The organism is Streptomyces sp. NPDC005898, from assembly GCF_040629635.1.
GTDB lineage: Bacteria > Actinomycetota > Actinomycetes > Streptomycetales > Streptomycetaceae > Streptomyces.
The window spans coordinates 1-23,663 of record NZ_JBEXWC010000017.1 but is presented as its reverse complement, the minus strand read 5'-3'; the positions used below and the strand labels follow the sequence as shown (position 1 = coordinate 23,663).

At 73.9% G+C, this 23,663-nt stretch carries 22 protein-coding genes; 11 read left to right on the top strand and 11 right to left on the bottom strand.

Features of this window, described 5'->3' with window-relative positions; all coding sequences use genetic code 11:
- The first annotated feature begins 13 nt into the window (after positions 1-13).
- The 8 genes from ABZ385_RS22255 to ABZ385_RS22220 all read left to right on the top strand — a co-directional run bounded on the left by ABZ385_RS22255 (position 14) and on the right by ABZ385_RS22220 (position 11,074).
- On the top strand, positions 14-1,330 hold the full coding sequence (locus ABZ385_RS22255; protein ID WP_358912795.1) for a cation:proton antiporter: 1,317 nt from the start codon (positions 14-16) through the stop codon (positions 1,328-1,330).
- 175 nt (positions 1,331-1,505) lie between these two features.
- Positions 1,506-2,249 carry a 3-hydroxybutyrate dehydrogenase gene (locus ABZ385_RS22250; RefSeq protein ID WP_358699899.1) on the top strand — a complete coding sequence of 248 codons (744 nt, stop codon included), beginning with the start codon at positions 1,506-1,508 and terminating at the stop codon, positions 2,247-2,249.
- Between the two features lie 152 nt (positions 2,250-2,401).
- Positions 2,402-3,805, top strand: a complete 1,404-nt coding sequence (locus tag ABZ385_RS22245; RefSeq protein WP_358912793.1) for an MFS transporter — start codon at positions 2,402-2,404, stop codon at positions 3,803-3,805.
- A 99-nt stretch (positions 3,806-3,904) separates the two neighbouring features.
- Positions 3,905-5,881, top strand: a complete 1,977-nt coding sequence (locus ABZ385_RS22240; RefSeq protein WP_358912791.1) for a GAF domain-containing protein — start codon at positions 3,905-3,907, stop codon at positions 5,879-5,881.
- Positions 5,882-5,967: 86 nt separating this feature from the next.
- On the top strand, positions 5,968-7,173 hold the full coding sequence (locus ABZ385_RS22235; protein WP_358912789.1) for an MFS transporter: 1,206 nt from the start codon (positions 5,968-5,970) through the stop codon (positions 7,171-7,173).
- An 83-nt stretch (positions 7,174-7,256) separates the two neighbouring features.
- Complete coding sequence (locus tag ABZ385_RS22230; protein ID WP_358584428.1) at positions 7,257-7,871, top strand: dienelactone hydrolase family protein; 615 nt, start codon at positions 7,257-7,259, stop codon at positions 7,869-7,871.
- 216 nt (positions 7,872-8,087) lie between these two features.
- A complete protein-coding gene (locus ABZ385_RS22225; RefSeq protein ID WP_358912787.1) occupies positions 8,088-9,599 on the top strand; it encodes an FUSC family protein in 1,512 nt (503 codons plus the stop codon).
- A 437-nt stretch (positions 9,600-10,036) separates the two neighbouring features.
- Positions 10,037-11,074, top strand: a complete 1,038-nt coding sequence (locus ABZ385_RS22220) for a lactonase family protein (protein ID WP_358912785.1) — start codon at positions 10,037-10,039, stop codon at positions 11,072-11,074.
- Between the two features lie 96 nt (positions 11,075-11,170).
- Here the strand turns inward: ABZ385_RS22220 and ABZ385_RS22215 are convergent, their stop codons facing one another.
- The 6 genes from ABZ385_RS22215 to ABZ385_RS22190 form a co-directional block, all read right to left on the bottom strand.
- Positions 11,171-12,115, bottom strand: coding sequence for a hypothetical protein (locus tag ABZ385_RS22215; RefSeq protein WP_358912783.1), 945 nt, complete (start codon positions 12,113-12,115; stop codon positions 11,171-11,173).
- 95 nt (positions 12,116-12,210) lie between these two features.
- Positions 12,211-13,191 (bottom strand): BadF/BadG/BcrA/BcrD ATPase family protein, encoded by a 981-nt coding sequence (locus ABZ385_RS22210; protein ID WP_358912781.1) that lies wholly within the window; start codon positions 13,189-13,191, stop codon positions 12,211-12,213.
- The gene (locus ABZ385_RS22205; protein ID WP_358699096.1) at positions 13,188-13,865 is read right to left on the bottom strand and encodes a uracil-DNA glycosylase; all 678 of its coding nucleotides are present in this window, start codon (positions 13,863-13,865) and stop codon (positions 13,188-13,190) included. Before ABZ385_RS22205 ends, ABZ385_RS22210 begins: the two co-directional genes overlap by 4 nt.
- 33 nt (positions 13,866-13,898) lie before the next feature.
- Positions 13,899-14,984: an exo-alpha-sialidase gene (locus ABZ385_RS22200; RefSeq protein WP_358584434.1), complete on the bottom strand. Its 1,086-nt coding sequence runs from the start codon at positions 14,982-14,984 to the stop codon at positions 13,899-13,901.
- 104 nt (positions 14,985-15,088) lie between these two features.
- Positions 15,089-15,994 (bottom strand): homocysteine S-methyltransferase, encoded by a 906-nt coding sequence (gene mmuM / locus ABZ385_RS22195; protein WP_358699095.1) that lies wholly within the window; start codon positions 15,992-15,994, stop codon positions 15,089-15,091.
- Between the two features lie 22 nt (positions 15,995-16,016).
- Positions 16,017-16,280, bottom strand: a complete 264-nt coding sequence (locus tag ABZ385_RS22190; protein ID WP_358584445.1) for a WhiB family transcriptional regulator — start codon at positions 16,278-16,280, stop codon at positions 16,017-16,019.
- Between the two features lie 86 nt (positions 16,281-16,366).
- Between ABZ385_RS22190 and ABZ385_RS22185 the strand changes: the two genes are divergently transcribed.
- Entirely contained in the window at positions 16,367-16,750 is a 384-nt protein-coding gene (locus ABZ385_RS22185; protein WP_358584436.1) for a VOC family protein, read from the top strand.
- Between the two features lie 33 nt (positions 16,751-16,783).
- Here the strand turns inward: ABZ385_RS22185 and ABZ385_RS22180 are convergent, their stop codons facing one another.
- Complete coding sequence (locus ABZ385_RS22180; RefSeq protein WP_358699093.1) at positions 16,784-17,863, bottom strand: NADH:flavin oxidoreductase/NADH oxidase; 1,080 nt, start codon at positions 17,861-17,863, stop codon at positions 16,784-16,786.
- A 141-nt stretch (positions 17,864-18,004) separates the two neighbouring features.
- Between ABZ385_RS22180 and ABZ385_RS22175 the strand changes: the two genes are divergently transcribed.
- The gene (locus ABZ385_RS22175) at positions 18,005-18,370 is read left to right on the top strand and encodes a helix-turn-helix transcriptional regulator (protein ID WP_358584438.1); all 366 of its coding nucleotides are present in this window, start codon (positions 18,005-18,007) and stop codon (positions 18,368-18,370) included.
- Between the two features lie 4 nt (positions 18,371-18,374).
- Here ABZ385_RS22175 and ABZ385_RS22170 read toward each other — a convergent pair whose 3' ends face one another.
- Together ABZ385_RS22170 and ABZ385_RS22165 are read right to left on the bottom strand one after the other, a co-directional pair.
- On the bottom strand, positions 18,375-19,733 hold the full coding sequence (locus tag ABZ385_RS22170) for an FAD-dependent oxidoreductase (protein ID WP_358912779.1): 1,359 nt from the start codon (positions 19,731-19,733) through the stop codon (positions 18,375-18,377).
- 97 nt (positions 19,734-19,830) lie between these two features.
- Positions 19,831-20,466 carry a DUF305 domain-containing protein gene (locus tag ABZ385_RS22165; protein WP_358912914.1) on the bottom strand — a complete coding sequence of 212 codons (636 nt, stop codon included), beginning with the start codon at positions 20,464-20,466 and terminating at the stop codon, positions 19,831-19,833.
- Positions 20,467-20,679: 213 nt separating this feature from the next.
- Here ABZ385_RS22165 and ABZ385_RS22160 point away from each other — a divergent pair, with 213 nt between their 5' ends.
- Positions 20,680-22,182: a hypothetical protein gene (locus ABZ385_RS22160; protein WP_358912777.1), complete on the top strand. Its 1,503-nt coding sequence runs from the start codon at positions 20,680-20,682 to the stop codon at positions 22,180-22,182.
- Here the strand turns inward: ABZ385_RS22160 and ABZ385_RS22155 are convergent.
- Positions 22,170-22,829 carry a helix-turn-helix domain-containing protein gene (locus tag ABZ385_RS22155; protein WP_358912775.1) on the bottom strand — a complete coding sequence of 220 codons (660 nt, stop codon included), beginning with the start codon at positions 22,827-22,829 and terminating at the stop codon, positions 22,170-22,172. The genes ABZ385_RS22160 and ABZ385_RS22155 overlap by 13 nt on opposite strands.
- Before the next feature lie 197 nt (positions 22,830-23,026).
- On the bottom strand, positions 23,027-23,663 hold a 637-nt coding region (locus ABZ385_RS22150; RefSeq protein ID WP_358912773.1), incomplete at its 5' end, for an HAD-IA family hydrolase.

The following is a 23,663-nucleotide window of genomic DNA, read 5'->3' as shown; positions in this document are numbered from 1 at the left end:
CGGGTGAGACGCGGTGACTCTTTCCGATGTGGTTTTCGCGTGGCTGGGCCTGGGAGCGCTGCTCGCGGCGGTGCTGCCCCGGGTGGTCGCGGGGCGGCCCCTGTCGCTGCCGGTGGTGTTCCTGGTGAGCGGCATCACCGTGTACCTGCTCCCGCTGCCGTTGCCGGCGGTCGACACGGTGGAGCAGCGGGTCCTGACGGAGCATGTGACCGAGATCTGCGTCATCATCGCCCTGATGGGTGCGGGGCTCGCGCTCAACCGGCCGGTGGGCCGGCGCCTGTGGGCCTCGACCTGGCGGCTCCTCGGCGTGACCATGCTGGTGAGCGTCCTCGCGACCGCCCTGGTGGCCTGGTGGCTGCTGGACTGGCCGCCGGCCGCCGCGCTGCTGCTCGCCGCGGTCCTCGCGCCCACGGACCCCGTGCTCGCCTCGGAGGTGCGCGTCGGGGAGCCCACCGAGGACAAACACGACGAGGACGAGGTGCGGTTCGCCCTCACCAGCGAGGCGGGACTCAACGACGGCCTCGCCTTCCCCCTCACCTACGCGGCCATCGCGCTGGCCGCCGCCGCGGGCGGCGGCTGGTCGGGGGAGTGGATCGGCGCCTGGGCGGCGAAGGAGGTCGTGCTCAAGTGCGTGCTCGGCGTGGCCTGCGGGCTGCTGATCGGCAAACTGCTGGGCTGGCTGTTCTTCCGCACCCGCTCCTCCGTGCTGCGGCTGGCCGAGTACCGGGAGGGATTCGTCGCGCTGGCCGCCACCTTCCTGGCGTACGGGGTGACCGAACTCGCCGGCGGCTACGGCTTCCTCGCCGTGTTCACCACCGCCTGCGCCGTCAGGGCGGCCGAGCGCGCCCACGGCTTCCACAACGTGCTGCACGACTTCGTCGAACAGGTCGAGCGGCTGCTGACCGCGACCCTGCTCTTCCTGCTGGGCGCCTTCATCGCGCTGGGCGGCCTGGCGCCGCTGACCTGGCGGGGCGCGGCGACCGGCCTGCTGCTCCTGCTGGTGATCCGGCCGCTGGCCGGCTGGGCCGGGCTGCTCGGCGGCCGCTTGCGGGGCCGGGAGCGCTGGGTCGTGGCGGGGTACGGCATCCGCGGCATCGGTTCGCTGTACTACCTCGCCTACGCGCTGGGCCAGCAGGACTTCCTGGTCCCGGAGCGGGAGTTGTGGGCGGTGGTGACCTTCACGGTGCTGGTCTCCGTCGTACTGCACGGTGTCACGGCCGGCCCGGTGGTGGCCCGCCTGGACCGGCGGCGGTCCGAGGAGCCGGCCGCGCCGGGGGAGCGGCGGGGCGAGGAGCCGCACGGTTCGCCGTCCCCCCACGCCCGGCCGTAGCGCCACCGGCCCTGGGCCGTTATGGGGCCGACCACCATACGGAGACGGGTGATTGTGGTGCCGGATCCCATAGGAGAGGCGCCGGGGTGTCTCTACTGTTCCGGCCATGACCAGGCAATTCACCACCTCGCATCCGTCGGGGCCGGCCGCCTCGCCCCTCCCGGGGACGGGCGGCGTGGACCTGTCCGGCCGGGCCGCTCTGGTGACCGGCGGCGGCAGCGGCATCGGCCGGGCGTGCGCCGCCGCCCTCGCCGCGGCCGGCGCCGAGGTCCACGTGGTCGACGTGGACGCCGAGAAGGCCAAGACGGTCGCCGCCGCCATCGGGGCAGTGGCGCACACCGCCGACCTGGCCGACCCGGACGCCATCGACGCTCTGCCTCGCGCCATCGACGTCCTCGTCAACAACGCCGGACTCCAGCACGTCGCCCCGCTCCACGAGTTCCCGCCGGAGCGCTTCGCGCTCATGCAGCAGGTGATGGTCACGGCCCCCTTCCTGCTGATCCGCCGGGTGCTGCCGCACATGTACGCCACCGGCTGGGGCCGCGTCGTCAACATCTCCAGCGTCCACGGCCTGCGCGCCAGCGCCTACAAGAGTGCCTACGTCACGGCCAAGCACGCCCTGGAGGGCCTCAGCAAAGTCACCGCGATCGAGGGCGCGCCGCACGGGGTGACCAGCAACTGCGTGAACCCCGGCTATGTCCGCACCCCGATGGTCGAGGGCCAGATCCAGGACCAGGCCGCCGCCCACGGCGTCAGCCCCGACGACGTCCTGTCCGACGTCCTGCTCACCCGCGCTCCGCTCAAGCGGCTCCTGGAGCCCGAAGAGGTGGCCGCCGCCGCCCTGTGGCTGTGCGGACCGCACACCGGCTCCGTCACCGGGGCGTCACTGCCCCTCGACGGCGGCTGGGGAGCGAGCTGACCGCCCCGCCCTTCGACGGCGGCTGGGGAGCGAGCTGACCGCCCCGCCCTTCGACGGCGGCTGGGGAGCGAGCTGACCGCCCCGCCCCTCGACGCCCCGCTTCCGACGCACCGCTCCCGTCCCTCACCGCCCCTCCCCGAAAGTGGTGACACATGCCCGACGCCCCGGCCGCCACCGGCCCCACCCCGCCAGGCCGCTCTCCCGGCATCGCCCGTATCGTCGGCGCGAGCCTGATCGGCACCACCATCGAGTGGTACGACTTCTTCCTCTACGGCTCCGCCGCCGCGCTGGTGTTCAACACCCTCTTCTTCCCCACCGTCGACCCCCTCGTGGGCACCCTGATCGCCTTCGTCACCTACGCGATCGGCTTCGCCGCCCGGCCCCTCGGCGGCGTGGTGTTCGGGCACTTCGGCGACAAGGTCGGGCGCAAGAAACTGCTCGTCGTGAGCCTGCTCATGATGGGTGGGGCCACCTTCGCCATGGGCCTGCTGCCCACCTACGACACCATCGGCGTCGGCGCGCCCATCCTGCTCACCGTGCTCCGCCTCGTCCAGGGGTTCGCGCTGGGCGGCGAATGGGGCGGCGCGGTCCTCATCGTCTCCGAGCACGGCGGCGACAAGCGGCGCGGCTTCTGGGCCTCCTGGCCGCAGGCCGGCGCCCCCGGCGGCAACCTCCTGGCCACCGGTGTCCTCGCCCTGCTCGCCGCGGTCCAGTCGGAGGAGGACTTCACCGCGTGGGGCTGGCGCATCCCCTTCCTGCTCTCCGGCGTCCTGGTCGTCGTCGGCCTGTGGATCCGCATCTCCGTCTCCGAGTCCCCCGTCTTCCTCGCCGCCAAGGCCAGGGCCGAGGCCGACGCCGCCCGCGGCATCAAGGAGCAGCCGCCGGTGGTCGAGGTGTTCCGCCGCAGCCGGCGGGAGGTCCTGACCGCGATCGGCACCCGGTTCGGCGAGAACATCTCCTACTACATCCTCACCGCCTTCCTCCTCGTCTACGTCACCAGCCACCTGGACCTGCCCAAGAGCACCGCGCTGAACGCCGTGTTGATCGCCTCGGCCATCCACTTCGTCACGATCCCTGCGTGGGGCGCGCTCTCCGACCGGATCGGACGCCGGCCGGTCACCCTGATCGGCTCGGCCGGCATGGCGCTGTGGGCCTTCGCCTTCTTCGCCCTGCTCGACTCCGGGTCGTTCGCCGTCATCACCTTCGCGGTGACCGTCGGCCTGCTGCTGCACGGCGCCATGTACGGACCCCAGGCCGCCTTCATCTCCGAGATGTTCGACACCAAGGTCCGCTACTCGGGCGCCTCCATGGGCTCCCAGCTCGCGTCCATCGTGGCCGGCGCGCCGGCACCGATCATCGCGGTCGAACTGCTCAAGGAGTACGACTCCGCCGTCCCCGTGGCCCTCTACCTGTGCCTGGCCGCGGTCGTCACCACCCTCACCGTCGCCTTCGCCAGGGAGACCCGCGGCCGCGACCTCACCCTCGCCACGACGGCCGACGCCCCGGTGCGATCACGCCGGCGGACGCCCGCGCCCGCCGGCCCGGACAGGGGCTGACCGGAGACGCCCCGGCCGCCCCGGACTTGCCCCGGCCGCCCCGGACTTGCCCCGGCCTTCCCGCAAGACAGTCCCCGGGATGACGGAAGGAGTGCCATCATGAGCACCGTGAAGGACCGCTCGTACCGCGCGGCGGCACACAGTGCGATGATGGCCCTCGGGCAACTGCTGACCCTGCTGGCCTCCGGGGCACCCGCCGAGCAGTTCACCCGCCCCTCGGGCGACGACGCCTCCACCGCCCCGCTTCCGCCCGAGGAGCGGTCCCTCCTGGAGGACGCCACCAGGGTCGCGCTGGACATCCGCCGCACCCTCGACCAGCACCGCAGACGCGAGGCCGAGCTGGCCGCGCTCTTCGACACCGCCGGCGACCTCGCCGCCCTGCGCGACCTGGACGCCGTGCTGCGCGCCATCGTCCACCGCGCCAGAACGCTGCTCGGCACCGACGCCGCCTACCTCACGCTCAACGACCCGGTCGCCCACGACACCTACATGCGGGTCACCGACGGCTCGGTCTCCGCCCGCTTCCAGCAACTGCGCCTCGGCATGGGCGAGGGCCTGGGCGGACTCGTCGCCCAGACCGCCCGCCCCTACACCAGCGCCGACTACCGCACCGACTCCCGCTTCAAGCACACCCGGGCCATCGACGAAGCGGTCCTGGAGGAAGGGCTGCGGGGAATCCTCGGCGTGCCCCTGCGCGTCGGGACACGCGTCATCGGCGTGCTCTTCGCCGCCGACCGCACCACCCGCGACTTCCCGCCGGACGCCATCGCCCTGCTCACCTCGCTCGCCGACCACGCCGCCGTCGCCATCGACGGCGCGCGCATGCTGGAGGAGACCCGCTCCGCGCTGGTCGACCTCAACGCGGCCAACGAGAGGGCCCGGGCCCACAGCACGGCACTGCGCCGCGCCGCCGACGCCCACGACCGCCTCACCGACCTGGTCCTGCGCGGCGCGACCGTGAACGACCTGGTCCGCGAGATCGCCGCGCTGCTCGGCGGCGGCATCGCCCTGCACGACCCGGACGGCACGGAGCTGGCCCGAGCCGGCACCGACCCCCTCCTCCCCTCCCCGCGGGACATCACGGCCTCCCGCACCGGCGGCCGCGCCGTCCCGGTCGACGGCGCCTGGGTGTGCGCCGTGCTGGCCGGGCCGGAACTCCTCGGCAGCATCACCCTGACCGGGCGCGCCGACCTGGCCGACGCCGACCGCCGCCTGTTCGAACGCGCCGCCCTGGTCGCCGCCCTCCTCCTGCTGCTGCGCCGCACCGTCGCCGAGGCCGAGGACCGCGTCCGGGGAGAGCTCCTCGACGACCTGCTCACCTCCCACCGGCCCGGCGGACGCCACGACAGCGAAAGCCTGGCGCTGCGCGCCCGCAGACTCGGCGTCAACCTCTCCCGGCCCCATGCCGTCCTCGCCCTGGACACCGACGGCGAACCGCGCTCGCACCTGTTCGCGGAAGCCGTGCGCGGCGCCCGCGCGCTGGGCGGGCTCGCGGGCGTCCACAACGGCCACATCGTCCTGCTCGTCCCGTCGACGGATCCCGGCGCGCTCGCCGCCGCCCTCGCCGAGGACCTCGGCAAGGCCGCCGGCGCGCCCGTCACCGTGGGCGCGGCGGGACCGGCCACGGGACCCGACCAGCTCCCGGGCGCGTACACGGAGGCCGGCCGCTGCCTCAACGCCCTGCACGCCCTGGGCCGCACCGGGGACGGCAGCGACCTCGCGGGGCTGGGCTTCCTCGGTGTCCTGCTCGGCGACCGAGCGGATCTCGACGGCTTCGTGCGCCGCTACCTCGGCCCTGTTCTCGCCTACGACCAGCAGCGCGGCACCGAACTGGTCCGCACGCTCGACGCCTACTACGCGCAGGGCGCGAGCCTGTCCAGGGCGAAGGACGCCCTGCACGTCCACGTCAACACCGTCGTGCAGCGGCTGGACCGGGTCGCCCAGCTGCTCGGCGCCGACTGGAACGACCCCACCAGCGCCCTCGAACTGCAACTGGCCCTGAGACTGCACCGCCTGAGCAGCCGCGAGGACCACTCCCCGCCTGGCGGCCACCGGCCGATCCCGCCGGCCGACTAGGTATCGCGCGCCGCCTTCCGCGGAGCGGGGCCCACGGCGGGCGGCGCACCGGGCCGCGAGCGGAACAGGGCGATACCGTCGTCCGTATGGACGGTGACCTTCGAGGCCGGCGCCAGTGCCTGCTCAGTGGGGCGGTGTTCGCCGTATGCATGGCCGGCACGACCCTGCCGACCCCTCTTTACGGTCTCTACCAGCAGAAGTTCGGTTTCTCCGAGCTGACGATCACGGTCGTGTACGCCGTCTACGCGGCCGGGGTCATCGGAGTCCTGCTGCTGGCGGGCAACGCCTCGGACGCCGTGGGCAGACGGCCGGTGCTGCTGTGCGGTCTGGGCTGCGCGACGTTGAGCGCCGTCTGCTTCCTGTCCGCCGACGCGCTGGGCTGGCTGTACGCGGGGCGGCTGCTGTCGGGTCTGTCGGCGGGCCTGTTCACGGGTGCCGCCACGGCGTACGTCATGGAGCTGGCGCCGCACGGCGGTACGTCGCGGGCCACGTTCATGGCGACCGCCGCCAACATGGGCGGCCTGGGCTGCGGTCCGCTGCTCGCCGGGGTGCTCGCCCAGTACGCCGACCGGCCGCTGTACCTGCCGTTCGCCGTCCATCTCGCGCTGGTGGCCTGCTCGGCCCTGGTGTTGCTGCGACTGCCGGAGACCGTCCGGGAGCGGTGCGCCCCGAGCACCGTCCGTCCGCAGCGTCCCGGCCTGCCCCCGGGGGTGCGGGCGGTCTTCGGAGCGGCGGCGGCCGCCACCTTCGTGGGGTTCGCCCTGTTCGGCGTGTTCACGTCGGTCAGCCCGTCCTTCCTCGCCCAGTCCTTGGACGTGCACAACCACGCGGTGAGCGGGTCGGTCGTCGCGCTGGCCTTCTTCTCTTCGACCGCCGGCCAATTGGCCGTCGGGCGGGCCGGATTGGTCCGTTCGCTGCCGCTGGGCTGCGCGGCACTCTTCGCCGGGCTCGCACTGCTGGCGGGCGCACTGTGGTGGGAGTTGCTGCCCCTGGTCGTGCTGAGCGCGGTCGTCGGCGGCATCGGGCACGGGCTGGCGTTTCGCGGGTCGCTCGCGGCGGTGGCCGCGGCGTCCGGGGCGAACCAGCGGGCGGCCGTGGTCTCGGCCCTGTTCGTGGTGGCCTACGCGGGCATCTCGGTGCCGGTCATCGGCGTCGGACTGCTGGCGGGACCGATCGGCCTGGAGGGCGCCGGCCTGGTGTTCATCGCGTGCATGACGCTCCTGGTGGCCATGGCGGGCGGCTACCTGCTCCGGCGACGGGTGCCCGGGGCACAGACGGACGGGACGCCTTAGCCCCGCCGGCGAGGCGGTTGTCGGTGCCGGGGGGCATACTCCTGTGGCCGCGCCACCCGGGTCCGCGGCGCGAGGGGAGCGACATGGCAGAGGTGCTGGTTTTCCATCACGGACACGGACTGACGGACGGAGTCCGTGACTTCGCCGAGCGGCTGCGGGGGGCCGGGCACACCGTCCATGTCCCGGACCTGTTCGAGGGACAGGTGTTCGGCACCCTCCAGGAGGGCGTCGCCCACGCCGAGAAGGTCGGCTTCGGCACGCTCGTCGCGCGCGGAACCGCCCTGGCCGACGAGCTGCCCGCCGGGCTCGTCTACGTGGGGTTCTCGCTCGGTGTCCTGCCGGCGCAGAAGCTGGCTCAGACCCGCCCGGGCGCGCACGGCGCGGTGTTGATCGAGGCGTGCGTCCCGGCCTCGGAGTTCGGCGATGCCTGGCCCGACGGCATCCCGGTCCAGGTCCACGGCATGGACGCGGACCCGTTCTTCGCCGGTGAGGGCGACGTGACCGCGGCCCGCGCCCTCGCCGGGTCGACGGCGGACGCCGAGCTGTTCCTCTACCCCGGCGACCGGCACCTGTTCACCGACAGCAGCCTGCCGTCGTACGACGAACACGCCGCGACGCAGGTCACCGCTCGGGTGCTCGGCTTCCTCGACCGCGTCGCACAGCCGACCGTCAGGGGGCGGCGAGCCCGGCAGGTGTGACGCCCCCGGGCAGGGCGCGTGCCGCTGTGATCCGTTGGCCTTCCCGTCGGCCGCCGCTAGGCGCATGATCTGGGCCATTGGTCCAGTCAGAGTGCGTCCAGTTGAGCCATAGAGGGTCCGGATGGTCTGATGGGTCTGTCGATGGCGCTGCGGGATCCCTCCGTGGCGCCTTTTTCATGTGGACGGGCGACAGCTCAGGAAAGGGGCGGGCAGACCGTGCTGAAGAGGGTGTTCGTGGCGCCGGATCCGGGACGGGCGCGGTTGCGTTTCGCCTCGCGGGCCGTCGTCGGCATCGCGTTGGCGGTGGCCGTGTGCGGGCTGGCCGGGCATTCGCTCGTGCCGGCGATCGCCGGCGGGCTCGCCGCTCTGCTCGCGCTCTTCACCGTGTCCGACGCGACCGTGCGGGCGCAGGCGGTCACCACCGCGCTGCTGCCGGCCGTGGGCTTCCCCGTCCTCGCCCTGGCCGCCGTGCTGCACGACGTGCCCGTGGCCCGGGACGTCGCCTTCCTGGCCGTGATGGGCGCCGGCGTCTACGCGCGGCGGTGGGGGCCGCGCGGGCACTCGCTCGGGGTGTTCGGGTTCATGATGTTCTTCGCGACGCAGTTCCTGCACACCGTGCCCGCCCAGCTCCCCGAGCTGTACGCCGCCGTCCTGGTGTCGCTGTGCGCCTCCTCCGCCGTGCGGTTCGGCGCCTGGTGCTACGAGCGGCGGCTGCCGCCCCCCGTCCTGCCCGCCGCGCCCGCCGGCACCGGACTGGCCCGTACGACCACCCGCCAGGCGATCCAGGCCGTCGCGGGCGGCGCCTTCGCGCTGGCCGTCGGGCAGGTGCTCTCCGACCAGCGGTGGTACTGGGCCGTCGGCGCCACCTGGTGGGTGTTCGTGAACACCGCCTCCAGCGGGGAGACCCTCGTCCGAGGCTTCCGCAGGGTGCTCGGCACCGTGATCGGCATCGCCCTCGGCCTCGTCGTCGCCGTGCCGCTGCACGGCGCGCCCGTCCCCTCCGCGATCATCGTCGCCGTCAGCGTCTTCGGGATCTTCTACACGGCCGCCGTGTCCTATACGTGGATGATGCTCGCCGTCACGATCATGGCCGGCGTCCTCTATGGGCTGCTCGGCGTGCTGAACCCGGCCCTGCTCGCCCTGCGCGTCGCCGAGACCGGGGTCGGCGCGCTCGGCGCCGCGCTCGCGGTGCTGCTGATCCTGCCCGTCACCACCCACGCCACCACCAACGCCTGGATCCAGCGCGCCCTGCGGTGCGTGCACGCCTGCACGGCGGAGGCCGCCGCCCGGCTCGCCGGGTCCGAGTCGGCCGACCCCGCGCCCCGCGTCGCCGAACTGGAGCAGCTCCTCGGCCGGGTGCGCCTCTCGCTCGCTCCGCTCGTGCACCCGCTCAGCCCGCTGCGCGCCCGCAAGGAGCGCGCCCGCCAGGTGCTCCTGCTGCTCGACGACTGCGCTCGTCAGGTCCGCGGCCTGGCGTCCATCGCCGCCGACCCGGAGGCCTCCCACGACGACCGGCTCGCCGCCGCGTGCTGGCGCGTGGAGGTGGCGGTGGAGGCGCTCACCGGCCCGGCGGAGGGTGCGCGCGGCCGCCTGACCGGGCTCGCGACCGTGCCCCACGGCTCCGTGGCCGAACCGGCGCTGGCCCATCTGCACGGCCTGGAGAAGGCGCTCGCCGAGCTGGCCGACCCCCTGCACAGCCCCACCCGGACGCCCCTCATGGGCGCCTAGCCCGCCTCGCCGCCCGGGCCCGGTTTCCTGCCGGGTCCGGGTCGTGCCGGGTCCGGGCATGAGAAGACCCCGGCTGGACGGGGGAGACCAGCCGGGGTCGTCGGTGGTGGCGTGCGGAGGGCGGTCGCCTCTCGGCGAAAGGCTCCATGGGGCTTCAGCCGGACGATCGTCCCCATGGGCCGTGGGTGAGGCCCGGGGACACTGTCCCCTCCGCGGCCACACTTGAATGAACGGTGAACCACACGGCATTGTTCCGGGCCGCCGTCCCCCGCCGCGGTGACCTGCGCCACACGACAGCCGGGCTCGGGCGGTCCGGTCCAGGGCCGGGCAGGGGACCGGCCGGGGTGAGCGGCACCGCACCTGGTCTAGACCGACTGCTAGCGTCGGCCGCACCAGCGACGCCGGCCCCACGGCGTCCGGGTCGAGAGGGGACAGCAGTGGGCGACGGCAACCGCGCCGGACGGGCGTACATCGGATCCTTCACCGCGGCCGGCGGCCTCGGCGTCCTCACCGCCGCCGTCGACGAGGACACCGGCGCGCTGACCGTCCTCGGCGCCACGGACACGGTCCCCGACCCCTCCTACCTCGCCCTCTCGCCCACCGGCGACACCCTCTACGCGGTGAGCGAGACCTCGGACGGCGCCCTCGCCGCGTACCGCGTCGAAGGGGACCTGCCCCGCCTCGCCGGCCGCCCCGTGCCCGTCGGCTCGGCGCCCACCCACCTCGCCCTGTACGACGGCCACGTCCTGACCGCCAACTACGGCTCGGGCAGCGTCACCGCCGTCCCGCTGCGCGCCGACGGCGGCCTCGCCGACCCCGCGGGCGAACTCCGGCACACCGGCTCCGGACCGCACCCGCAGCGCCAGCAGGCCCCGCACGCCCACCAGGTCCTCGCGGACCCGAGCGGCCGCTGGGCGGTCAGCGTCGACCTCGGCACGGACTCCGTGCGCGTCTGCGCGCTCGGGGACGACGGACTGACGCTGCACCGCGAAGTGGCGCTCCGCCCCGGCTCGGGGCCGCGCCACCTCGCCTTCCACCCGCGCGGCGACCGCGCGTACGTCCTCAACGAACTGACCCCGACCCTCACCGTCTGCGCCTGGGACGCCGACGACGGCACGCTCAAGCCGCTCACCGAGGTCGCCGTCCTCGTCGACGTCCCGGACGGCGACAGCTACCCCTCGGAAGTCGTCGTCGCACCCGACGGGCGGTTCCTGTGGACCGCCACGCGCGGCGCGGACGTCATCTCCGTCCTCGCGCTCGACGCGGCGGGCGAGGCGCCACGGCTCGCGGCGACCGTCCCCTGCGGCGGACACTGGCCCCGCGACCTGGCCCTCCACCCCGGCGGACGCTTCCTGTACGCCGCCAACGAGCGCTCCGGGGACGTCACCTGGTTCACCGTCGACCAGGCCACCGGCATCCCGCGCCGGGCCGGTTCGATCGCGGCACCGGCCGCCTCCTGCGTCATCTTCGACTGACGCGGCGGGCCGAAACCCAGGTGCGTGGACACGCACGTACGCCGATGGGCCCGCCCCCACATCGGGGCGGGCCCATCGGCGTACCGGTGAAGACGCTCAGTGCACGGGCGTCCCCGAAGGCTGCTGCGGGGCGATGCCCAGCGCCAGCGTGTACTTGGAGAGCGCCAGCTTGCCGATCGCCGGGTAGGCGCCGAGGGGCTCGGCCACCGAGCAGCCGGCCTCCTTGGCGGCCACGTCGAGCAGACCGGGGTCCAGCTCGGGGCCGATCAGGTACGGGGCGAGCGCCAGCTGCGCCGAGCCCGAACCGCGCAGCTGCTCGGCGGTCGCCGCGACGGCGCCCTCCTCGTCCAGCGCGGCGGCCATCACCGGCACCGCGAGGCGCGCGGCGAGCAGCATGCCGGTGATCCCGGCGGCCTGCACGGCCTCCTCGCCGCCAACCGTGGCGAGGACGATGCCGTCCGCCGCGGTGGCCACGGTGAACAGGCGGGCGCGGTCGGCGCGGGCGAGCCCGGCCTCCGACAGGCGCACGTGCAGCGCCTCCGCGAGCAGCGGGTGCGGGCCGAGCACATCGGTCAGCCGGGCGGCGGCGCCGCTGTCCGCGACGGCCTGGCGGATGCGCTCGATCAGCGTGCTGTCCGGGCCGGCGAGCAGCGGCACGACCACCACGACAGGGCCCTCGGGCTCGCCCGTCCCGACACCGGCGGCCCGCGCCCGCTCGAAGCGGGCGGCACGCTCGGCGCTCGCCTGCGCGAGCACGGAGCGCAGCGAGGGGAACTCGGGGAAGGACGTGACGGTGGCGTCCTGCGTACCGTCGAGGTAACCGATTCTGGCGTCCAGGCCGGGCAGCTCGGAGCGGGCGATGCTCACGACTTCCTCGGCGAGACCGCGCGTGGTGATGCTGGGGGCGCCCGGCACGGCGAGGACCAGTGCGGGCGCGCCCTCAGGAGCCGCGACGGGCTCCGGGCGGCGGTGCCGGCCCGGCTGACGGGGGCGCGGCATTCGTACGGGCAGGCCGGATGCGGGCCCAGTGGGGGAGCTCATGCGCCCGCATGCTACTGGCTTGTGGGACCCCGCCGTTCGGGGAGGGTGCAGGTGGGCGGTATAAGTCCGTTTTTGTCTGATGAATTACGTAGAGGTCAACTGTCGCCTTCCTCGTGGACGGAAAGCATGCGCGCGTCGTACGGCAGCCGCAGCGCCCCCCGGGCGACATCGACCGCCACGCGTAGCGCGCCGTCCAGCGGGTCGCCGGCCGCCGGAACCTGCCGGGCGTGCGGCAGTTGACCGGCCAGCTCCTCGCGCAGCGGGCCGAGCAGCGGCTCGCCCACCTTGAACAGGCCGCCGGTGAGAGCCACTTCGCAGACCCCTTCCGGTGGGCCGGCGGCCGCCGCGGCCTCGGCGATGTGCCGCGCCGCGTCCCGCAGGATGCCGCTCGCCACGGCGTCGCCCGCCGCGCACCGCGCCACCTCGGGAGCGAAGGAGGCGAGGACCGCCGGACGGTCCGCGCGCGAGTGGAGCAGGGCCGGCAGCCCCGCCAAGGGGCCGAACCGCTCCTCGGCCCGCGCCCGCAGCTCCTGCGAACCGCCCCGTCTGCCGTCGTGCGCCCGCAGCGCCGCTTCGAGGCCCGCGCGGCCGATCCAGGCACCGCCGCCGCAGTCGCCGAGCAGCTGCCCCCAGCCGTCGGCGCGACGCCAGGCCGTGAGATCCGTGCCGAGCGCCACCATGCCGGTGCCCGCGGCGACGACCACTCCGGGACGAGCGCCCAGCGCGCCCGCGTACGCGGTCACGGCGTCCGAGGCGAGCGCCACCCGGCGTACGCCCAGCGCGGCGGCGAGCGCGGCCGGCAGCTGTGCGCGCAGGCCGTCGCCGAGCGACGCCATCCCCGCGGCGCCGACGGCCGCGGCCGTGATCCGGCCGCCGCCCGCCCGCTCCAGCAACTCCCGCACCAGGGGCGCGAGCCGCACGATGAAGTGACCGGCGTCGATGCCCCCGGCGCCGGCGCGCACCGGCTCGTCCGACCGCACCGGCTCGGCGCGGCGCGCACCGTCCGGCGCGGCCAGGGCGGCCCGCAGTCCGGAGCCCCCCGAGTCGACACCCAGCACGAACGCCGTGTCCGTCACGGAAGCCGCCAGTCCACCGGCTCCGCGCCCTGGCGCACCAACAGGTCGTTGGCCCGGCTGAAGGGCCGCGAGCCGAAGAAGCCCCGGTCCGCCGACATGGGGGAGGGGTGCGCGGACTCCACCGCGGGCAACTGCCCGAGCAGGGGCCGCAGATTGCGCGCGTCGCGGCCCCACAGGATCGACACCAGCGGCTTTCCACGCGCGGCCAGCGCCCGTATCGCCTGCTCGGTGACCTCCTCCCAGCCCTTGCCGCGGTGCGCGGCCGGTTTGCGCGGGGCCGTGGTGAGTGCCCTGTTGAGGAGCAGGACCCCCTGCCGCGTCCACGGCGTCAGGTCGCCGTTCGACGGCGGGGGCAGCCCCAGGTCGTCACCCATCTCGCGGTAGATGTTGATGAGGCTGCCGGGCAGCGGCCGCACCTCGGGCGCGACCGAGAACGACAGCCCCACCGCGTGACCGGGCGTGGGATAGGGGTCCTGGCCGACGATCAGGACGCGGACGTCGTCGAAGGGCTGCTGGAACGCGCGCAGCACGTTCGCTCCCGCCGGCAGGTAGGTGCGTCCCGCGGCGATCTCCGCGCGCAGGAACTCGCCCATCCCGGCGATCCGTTCGGCCACCGGCTCCAGGGCCTTGGCCCAGCCGGCTTCGACGATCTCATGCAAGGGTCGTGGTGCCACGGCGTCACCCTACTGCCGTAACGGCGGCGTCGATCAACCGATGGCCGCGGCCCGCACGCACAGCACGTCCGGCAGGTGCGAGGCGAGCAGCCGCCAGCTGTCCCCGTCGTCCGCCGAGGCGTACAGCTCGCCGTTGCGGTTGCCGAAGTAGATGCCCGCCGGGTCGTCGCCGTCGCTGCACATGGCGTCCCGCAGCACCGTGCCGTAATGGTCGCCCTGGGGCAGGCCGGCGGTCAGCGGCTCCCAGCTGCCGCCCGCGTCCGCCGTGCGGTAGACCCGGCAGCGCCGGTCGGCGGGGACCCGGTCGCTGTCGGCGGTGATCGGGAAGACGTACGCCGTGCCGCCCCGGTGCGGGTGCGCGACCACCGCGAAGCCGAAGTCGGAGGGCAGGCCCCCGCCGATGTCCGTCCACCGCCCGCCCCCGTCGTCGCTGCGGTACACACCCCAGTGGTTCTGCAGGTACAGCCGGTCCGGGTCGGCCGCGTCCCGGGCGACCTTGTGCACGCACTGCCCGAACTCCGGGTCGGGGTCCGGCAGGAACACCGCGGAGACGCCGCGGTTCGCCGGGGCCCAGCTCGCGCCGCCGTCCCGCGTGCGGAACACGCCGGCGGTGGACACCGCGACCGTCACCGCGCGGGCGTCGCGCGCGTCGGTCAGGACGGTGTGCAGCCCCTCGCCGCCACCGCCCGGCATCCACTGCGAGCGGGTGGGGTGCTCCCACAGCGGGCGCACGAGCCCGAAGGTCTCGCCGCGGTCCTCCGAGCGGTACAGCGCCGCCGGTTCGGTGCCCGCGTACACCACGTCGGGCTCGGCCGCCGCCGGGTGCAGCTGCCACACCCGCTCCAGCGAGGCCCCGGTGTCCCTGGGGAACTTCACGGCGGGCTTCGCGGGCTCCGTCCAGGTCCGCCCGAGGTCGTCGGAGTGGAAGACGGACGGGCCCCAGTGCGCGCTGTCCCCGCCGACCAGCACGCGCGGCGTGCGGCCCCGGGTGTCGATCGCGACGGAGTACACCGCCTGGGCGTTGAAGTACGGGCTGTCGTCGAACTCCCAGGCGCCACCGCGCCTGCGGCCGATGAACAGGCCCTTGCGGGTGCCTACGGTCAGAAGAAGCTCGGCCATGGCGGCCACCTCCGGACGTCGTGGTCTCAGGTACCGTCAGTGTGCACCCGGGCACTGACAGTCACTGTCCGACGCGGCGACCCCGCAGGTCGACGCCTGTTTCCTCAGGCCGCGGGCCCGGGCGGCGCCAGCTCCCGCGCGACCTCGGCGATCACCTCGGGGCCCACCCGGCAGCACCCGCCGACCAGCCGCGCCCCGGCCGCGCGCCAGCCGGCCACCCGGCCGGCGGCGAACCGCGCGGGGCCGCGCCAGGTCCGGGCCGCGGCGTCCCACGTCTCCCCGCTGTTGGGGTAGACCACGACGGGCTTGCCGGTGATGCGGGCGGCCGTCGCCACGGCCGTATCGGCGTCGCGCGGATCGCAGCAGTTCACGCCGACCGCGATCACCTCGTCCGCGTCGGCGGCGAGCGCGAAGGCCTCGGCGAGCGGCTGACCCGCACGCGTGTGCTCCCCCGCGACGCTGTACGAGAGCCAGGCGGGCACGCCGAGCCCGCGCACCGCACGCAGCAGCGCCCGCGCCTCGTCGGTGTCCGGGACCGTCTCCAGGGCGAGGACGTCGGGCCCGGCCGCCGCGAGGGTCTCCAGGCGGGGCCGGTGGAAGCGCTCCAGCTCGTCCACGGTGAGCCCGTACCGGCCCCGGTACTCCGAGCCGTCGGCGAGCATCGCGCCGTACGGGCCGGCCGACGCGGCCACCCACACCTCGCGGTCGAGCCCACTTGCGGCGCGGCGGGCCAGCTCCACGCTCAGGCGCAGCAGGTGCGAGGTGCGGCGGGCGTCGATGCCCTGCCGCGCGAATCCTTCGTAGGTGGCCTGATAGCTGGCGGTGATGGCGACCTCGGCGCCCGCCTCGTAGTACGCGCGGTGGGCGGCCTCGATCGCGGCGGGTTCGTCCGCGAGCAGCCGCGCCGACCACAGCGCGTCGCTCAGGTCGTGCCCGCCGGCCTCCAGCTGGTGGGCGAGACCGCCGTCCAGGACGACGGGGCGGCGGGCGAGGGCGTCGACGAGTCTCATCCTGCCGACGCTACCCGGACGGTCAACGAGCGCGTGACGCGTCCGAGGTGAGCGCCCGCGACAGCCTCTTGCGCAGCGCCACCCGCTCCTCCTCGCAGGTGCCGCCCCACACGCCGGACGCCTGTCCGGTGCTCAGGGCGTACGCCAGGCACTCCCCGCTCACCGGGCAGCGGGCGCAGACCTCCTTGGCGTCGGCGATGTCGCGTACCGCGGGTCCTGTCGAGCCCACGGGAAAGAACAGTTCCGGGTCTTCTTCGGCACAGGCGGCCGATCGCATCCACTCCATGGTGGCGCGGGTGCCCATGGTCCGCATGGGGAAACAGACGCGGCCCGCCGCTGTTTGGCGGGTTCCGGCCGGGGGACCCGGATCCCATGACCGTTCACAAGCGCACCGTGCTCGTGCTCGACTGCTCGGAGCCCGAGCAGTTGGCGGAGTTCTACGCCGGACTGCTCGGCGCGGACGTCCAGTTGAGCAAGGACCCCGACTACGTCGAGGTCACCAACGACACCGGGGTCTGCCTGGCCGTGCACCGGGAGCGTGACTACATCCCGCCGAGCTGGCCCCGCCCCGAGGACTCGCAGCAGGCGCACCTGCGGATCATGGTGGCCCGCCACGACATGGACGAGGCGGAGCGGGAGGCGATCGGCCTCGGCGCGCGCCCGGTGGACACCAAGAACAACAGCGGCCCCCGGGACACGCGGACGTACTCCGACCCAGCGGGCCACTCCTTCACGCTGGCGGCCATCCCCGAGTGATCCGCGCGGCGCCCGGAGGGACCGGTGGTGCGCTCAGACGGACCGGTGGTACTGGTCCGGCACGTGCACCTCGGCGCCGAGCTCGCGTCCGGCGCGCCGCGCCCACGAGGGGTCGCGCAGCAGCTCCCGGCCCAGCAGAACCGCGTCCGCCTCGCCGTTGGCGAGGATCTTCTCGGCCTGTGCCACCTCGGTGATCAGGCCGACCGCGGCGACCGCCAGCCCGGTCTCGGCCTTCACGCGCGCCGCGAACGGGACCTGGTAGCCGGGCTCGACGGGGATGCGCACGCCCGCCGCGTTGCCGCCGGTGGACACGTCGAGCAGGTCGATGCCGTGCTCCTTGAGGTCGGTCGCGAAGCGGACGGTGTCGTCGGCCGTCCAGCCGGCCTCCTGGAGCCAGTCGGTGGCCGAGATGCGGAAGAACAGCGGCTTGTCCTCGGGCCACACGGCCCGTACGGCGTCCACCACTTCGAGGGCGAAGCGGGTGCGGTTCTCGTACGAGCCGCCGTAGGCGTCGGTCCGCTTGTTGCTGTGCGGGGAGAGGAACTCGCCGATCAGATAGCCGTGCGCGCCATGGATCTCGGCGACCTCGAAACCGGCGTCCAGCGCGCGCCGCGCGGCGTCGGCGAACTGCGCCACGATCTCGTGGATCCGCTCGACGGACAGCTCCGTCGGCACGGGGTGGCCCTCGTCGAAGGGGACCGGGCTCGGCGCGACGGGCTGCCAGCCGTACTCCTCCGGGCCCACCGGGGCGCCGCCCTTCCACGGGCGGCCGGTGGAGGCCTTGCGCCCGGCGTGGGCGATCTGGATGCCGGGGACGGTGCCCTGGCTCTTGAGGAAGGCCGTGGTCCGGCGGAACGCCTCGGCCTGGGCGTCGTTCCAGATGCCCAGGTCGTAGGGGCTGATGCGGCCCTCGGGGCTGACGGCGGTCGCCTCGACGATGATCAGGCCCGTGCCGCCGGCGGCGCGCGCCGCGTAGTGCGCGAAGTGCCAGTCCTGCGGGACGCCGGTGTCGGGCCCCTCGGGAAGCGCCGAGTACTGGCACATCGGGGGCATCCACACCCGGTTCGGGATCGTCAGCGATCGCAGGGTGTACGGCTCGAACAGGGCGCTCACGGCGGACTCCATTCCTCGCGGCTGGTCAACTGCTCGTACGATAGACCTCGTAGTACGGTGAATGTCAAACTACGATGTCTCTCGTACAATGACGCCAAGGGATACCGGACGAAGAGGAACACCGGACGAAGTGGAGCCGTCATGACGACCGCCGCCGCGGCGAGCAGCAGGACGCTCGCCCACCCCGAGGCCGGGGACATCCGCCTCGAAGGGGTGCTGCACGCCCTCGCCGACCCCATGCGGATGCGGATCGTCCGGGATCTCGCCCGGGAGGAGGCGGTCGAACTGGCCTGTTCGCACTTCGACCTGCCCGTCACCAAGTCGACCAGCACGCACCACTTCCGCGTGCTGCGCGAGAGCGGGGTGATCCGGCAGATCTACCGGGGCACGGCCAAGCTGAGCGTGCTGCGCCGCGACGACCTGGACACGCTCTTCCCCGGCCTCCTCGACAGCGTCCTCGACGCGGCCACCCGCCAGGCGGACCGCCTCGGCGCCGACGGCGGATGACCCCTCACCCCCGCGCCGCCCGCCACAGCCCCGCCCAGTCCGGGATCTTCACCACGTCCCGGCCGAGCGAACGCCCCAGTTCGGCCTCCGCGCGCTCGATCGCCAGCCACCCCGGCCACTCCACCGGCCGCAGACCCGCGGCGAGCAGCCCCTCCAGGGGCTCCGCCGCGACGTCCCTGCGTACGAGATCGGGGGCGTCGTCGAGCAGGGAGCACACCGTCTCCTTGGCGCACGGGCGGTTGGTGCCGATGACGCCGGTCGGGCCCCGCTTGATCCACCCGGCGACGTACTCGCCCGGCGACGGCGCCCCGTCCCGCAGCACCCGCCCGTCCGCGTGCGGCACCGTGCCCCGCTCCGGGTCGAACGGCAGCCCCTCCGGCGGAACCCCGCGATACCCCACCGAGCGCAGCACCAACTGCGCCGGGATGTCCTCGTGGCGCCCCGTGCCGCTCACCCCGCCCCGGCCGTCCGGCAGCGTCCGCTCGAACCGCACCCCGGCGACACGGCCCGTCGCCCCGGCCGTCAGCGCCACCGGCCGCAGGAAGAAGCGCAGCCGGATCCGCCGGGGCAGGCCCCGCAGCGGACGCTCCGCCCAGCCGCGCAGCACCTCCACGTTCCGGCGGCTCGCACCGGAGAGCCCCGAGGGGTCGGTGCAAGCGGGGTCGAGCGCCAACTCCGCCGGGTCCACGAGGATTTCGGTGTCCGGCAGCGAGCCGAGCTCCCGCAGCTCCTTGGTGGTGAAACGCGCCTGCGAGGGGCCGCGCCGCCCCACCATGTGCACCTCGCGCACCCGGCTTTCGGCGAGGACGCCGAGCGCCGCGTCCGGCATGTCGGTGGGCAGCAGTTCGGCGACGCCGCGGGCCAGGATCCGGGCGACGTCCACCGCGACGTTCCCCACGCCGATGACGACCGCCGACTCCACGCCCCGTACGAAGCCGTCCTGCTCGAAACCGTCCGTCGGGACGTCCGGATGCGCGCTGTACCAGGACACGAACTCCGTCGCCGAGTGGCTGCCCGGCAGGTCCTCGCCGGGCACCCCCAGCCTGCGGTCGGCCGCCGCGCCGACGCAGTAGACCACCGCGTGGTAGAGGCCGAGGAGACGGGCCGGGGGCAGCGCGCCGGGGCCGATCTCCACGCCCCCGAGGAAGCGCACGCGGTCGTGTTCGAGGACCGTGCGCAGCGTGTTCTGCAGGGACTTGATCTTCTCGTGGTCCGGCGCGACGCCGTACCGCACGAGGCCGTACGGGCAGGGGAGCCGGTCGAGGACGTCGACCCGCACGTCCGGCACGCGGTCCTGCTGGACGAGGGACTGCGCGGTGTACACCCCGCTGGGACCCGAACCGACCACGGCGACCTGCAGCACGGTGGTGCTCCCTCCGCGAGGTGACCGGCGGACGGTTTCAGGATCGCACCGGCGGTGCCCGCTGTCAGGACCGCGGGCCGCCGCCCGCGCCGGGCGTTCAGTCCAGCTGCCGCATGCGGCCGATCTCGCTCGTCTGCTGGGCCACGACCTCGTTCGCCATCTCCTCGACCTGGACGTTGTTGCCCTCGGAGAGGACCTCCGTGGCCATGGTCACGGCGCCGTCGTGATGCGTGATCATCAGCCTCAGGAAGAGCCGGTCGAACGCCTTGCCCTTGGCGGCGCGCAGCCGCGCGAGCTGCGCGTCGGTGGCCATCCCGGGCATCGCCGCGTGGTCGTGCCCCTGCCCGTGTCCGGCGTGTCCGCGCGGTCCGCCGTGGCTCTTCAGCCAGCGCTTCATGGCGCCGATCTCCGGCCGCTGGGCGGCGGCGATACGGGACGCGAGCCGCTTGACCTGCCCCGAGGCGGCCCGCCGCGGGACGAGCCGGGTCATCGTCAGCGCCTGGCCGTGGTGCGTGATCATCATCTGCGTGTACGTGAAGTCGGCGGCGTTGGGGGTGTCGTCGTCGGCCCTTCGTCCGGCCGCCTCCTTCGCCGTCAGCTTCTTCGCGGTCTCGCCCGGCCTGCCGGGGGCGATCACCGAGGGGCCCGGCGACGCCTCGCGCCCGCCGCCGGACGCCGAGCCGCCGCCGGAGCCCGAGCTACAGCCCCCGAGGGCGAGGACCGCGCTCGTCATCAGTGCGGTGAGGGTGGACGTACGACGGCTGAGCAGCACAGCGACCTCCTGCGACACGCGGGCGGGTCTCGCCCTGCCGGAACCGGAATGAGCCTCGGCGTCCGCCGACTTCCGCGACGAACGCGGCGCCCCCTGTTGATCTGTGCATGATGAGCACGATACTGCGGGTGTCCGTGAACCGTTCCACTCGGAACGGCGACAAGGGAGGACGCAGTGACCCTGTTGAACAGATCCCGAACTGGACGCAGACGCCTGGGCGTCGGTGCCGCGGCGGCCGGACTCCTCGCCGCGCTGCTCACCGCGGCCCCCGCGGGAGCCACACCCGACCCCGGTGACGCCCCCGCCGCCCCCAGGAGCGTCTCCAAGAGCGACGCCGCCGCCGCACGCGAGGCGATCGAGCGCGGCGAGATACCGGCGCCGGACGAGGTGGTCCACTCGGCCAACATCGAGCACCTGGCCAACATCCCGAAGGACGCGCTGCCCGGCACGAACACGGACATCGCCTTCCAGGGGAAGTACGCGTTCGCGGGCAACTACGACGGCTTCCGCATCTTCGACATCAGCAGGCCGCAGGAGCCGCGGACGGTCGCGCAGGTCCTGTGCCCGGGAGGCCAGAACGACGTCTCCGTCTCGGGCGACCTGCTCTTCCTTTCCACCGACTCCTCGCGCAGCGACAACTCCTGCAACAGCACCTCGCAGCCCGCCACGGAGAAATCCTCCTGGGAGGGCATGAAGATCTTCGACATCAGCGACAAGGCGAACCCCCGCTACGTCGCGGCCGTCGAGACCGCCTGCGGCTCCCACACGCACACGCTGGTGCCGGAGCGGCGCACCGTCTACGTGTACGTCTCCTCCTACTCGCCGAACGCGAGCTTCCCCGACTGCCGGCCGCCGCACGACGGCATCTCGATCATCAAGGTGCCCCGCAGGGCCCCCGAGAAGGCCGCCGTCATCGACTTCCCCGTCCTCTTCCCCGGTGAGGGACCGGACGGCGGCGGCAACCCGGGCGGGCCCACCAACCCGGGCGTCTCCAAGACCACCGGCTGCCACGACATCACCGTGCTGCCCTCCAAGGACCTCGCCGCCGGCGCGTGCATGGGCGACGGCATCCTCCTGTCCATCGAGGACCCCGAGAAGCCGAGGGTCATCGACCAGGTCCAGGACAACAAGCACTTCGCGTTCTGGCACTCGGCGACCTTCAACCAGAAGGCCGACAAGGTCGTCTACACCGACGAGCTGGGCGGCGGCTCCGGAGCCACCTGCGACGCGGCCACCGGACCCGAGCACGGCGCCAACGGCATCTACGACATCGTGGGCAAGGGCGACAAGCGCAAACTGGTCTTCAGGAGCTACTTCAAGATCCCGCGCCACCAGGCCGCCACCGAGAACTGCGTGGCCCACAACGGCTCGCTGATCCCCGTCAAGGGCAAGGACCTCATGGTCCAGGCCTGGTACCAGGGGGGCGTCTCCGTCTGGGACTTCACCGACTCGACCAGGCCCCAGGAGATCGGCTACTTCGAGCGGGGCCCGCACACCACCGACAAGCTCACGACGGCCGGTTCCTGGTCGGCGTACTACTACAACGGTTATGTCTACTCCAACGACATCGCCATGGGCCTCGACGTCCTGAAGATCAACGACAAGCGGACGCACCCCGCACAGCGGGTCCGCCTGAGCGAGCTCAACGTCCAGACACAGCCCGACTACTTCGACTGAGGCGACCGGAACGGCAGCGTCGACGGTGTCCCGTCGGGCGGCAGGCCGCTCGGCGGAACACCCAGCCCCCACTCCAGTCCGTACCGCTCGAACAGCTCGGCCCGCAACGTCGGGAGCGGCATCGGCGCCCCCGGAATGAGCAGGGCGAACACCGCGCCCATCAAGAGGGCGCGCAGCAGGGGATAGTCCTTGTCGACATCGCCCGACCCGAACCGCTCGACCGTCTCGCGCAGCAGCTCCGCGAGCCGCTGCTGCTCGGGACACCGCACGAAGCCCTCCGCCTGGAGGATTCCGGCCATATGCGTGCGCATGAGCAGCGGCTCGTCGCACGCCAGGCCCAGGATCGCGTCGATGGCCCGCGCCAGCCGCTCCTCGCCGCCCCCGGCGCCGGTGGGGACCGGCTCCCGCTCCAGGGCGCTCTGCAGGGTGCGGTGCATCAGCCGGTGCACCGCGGACTGCAGAAGCTGGCGCTTGCCGGGGAAGTAGTACGACACCAGGCCGCGGGCCGCGCCCGCCCGGTCGGCGATGTCCCCGAGGGTCGTCGCCTCGTAGCCGCGCTCGCCGACCAGTTCGACCGTCGCCTGCAGCAGCCGCTCACGGGAACGTCTGCGCAATTCTTCATTGACCGAGGCGCTACGCGGGGACATGCTGTAACTCCTGCGTTGACTGGCTCCGAGCCAATATACTCAGCGCGTGCCGTGCCGGGGCCCTCACGGGGCCCCGCGCCGGCGGACCGGCCTGGGAGCAGGCAGCACCGCGGGGGAGTGTTGCCTGCTCACAGGTGGTCTGCACCGAGGCGCCCCGCACCCGGGCGGCTCCCACATCGCCGATCGCGTCCGGCGCGTCACCCGACGAGGTCGAGCACCGGCCGCAGGGCGTCGGGGCGCAGCTCGACCGGCAGATGGTCGACGAAGCGCACCGCGCAGCCGAGACCGGCCGCGCCGCCGTCGGCCCGCCGGTCGTCACCGACCATCAGGGCGTCCCGCGGATCGACCCCGAGCGCCTCGCAGGCCGTCGCGAACAGCCGCGGGTCGGGTTTCTGGACGGCGTGTTCGTACGACAGGACGTACGCGTCGACATAAGGGTCGAGCCCATGGGCGCGGAAGACGGGCCGCAGGTCCCAGCCGATGTTGCTGACCACCGCCACCTTCACCCCCCGTTCGCGCAGCCCGGTGAGCACCTGTGCCGCGTCCCCGTAGGGACGCCACGCCTCGGGCGCCATGTGCCGGTCGTACAGCGCGTCGTGGAGCCGGGGGTCGGGCAGCGGCACCTGTCGGGCGGCGCCCGTGTACGCGGCGCGGTGCTGCTCGGCGCCGCGGTCGCGGTGCGCCCACAGCTCGGCGAGGTGCCCGGGCACCTCGACCGGCCGCGCCCCGCCCGGCCGCGCGCCCGCCCGCGCCAGGGCCGCCGCCGATCGGAAGAGCGGCGTGGAGGGGAAGAGTGTACCGGTGGCGGTGGGGGTGGGGGTGGGGGGGGGGGGG